The 263-nt window shown below is 72.2% G+C and carries 1 protein-coding gene; it reads right to left on the reverse strand.

What is annotated here, in order from left to right; all coding sequences use genetic code 11:
* Window positions 1-263: hypothetical protein (locus tag C1X29_RS30020; RefSeq protein WP_218275730.1), on the reverse strand; the 263-nt coding region annotated here is incomplete at both ends.

Consider the following 263-nt stretch of genomic DNA (forward strand, 5'->3'; position numbering starts at 1 on the left):
TTCGAGGACGTCGTTCGGGTCGCCGACGGCGCTCTCGGAGAGCAGGAAGTCGTACGACACCCGGTCGACCGTGTTGGAGCCGAGCTCGGTGTCGAGGTCGTGAACCGGGGCGAAGCTGGCGGCGGCGCGCAGCGGCGTCTGCTCCAGCGGGGTGCTGAGGGCGACGGTGTGGATGCGCGGGCGCGGCATCGGGATCTCGGTAGCGGCCTCCGCCACCGACACGGCGGGCGACAGGCCGACCTTGGCGAGGTCCACGCCCGATC

This window comes from Pseudomonas sp. GW456-12-10-14-LB2 (assembly GCF_002884345.1).
In the GTDB taxonomy this organism is placed as follows: domain Bacteria; phylum Pseudomonadota; class Gammaproteobacteria; order Pseudomonadales; family Pseudomonadaceae; genus Aquipseudomonas; species Aquipseudomonas paraglycinae.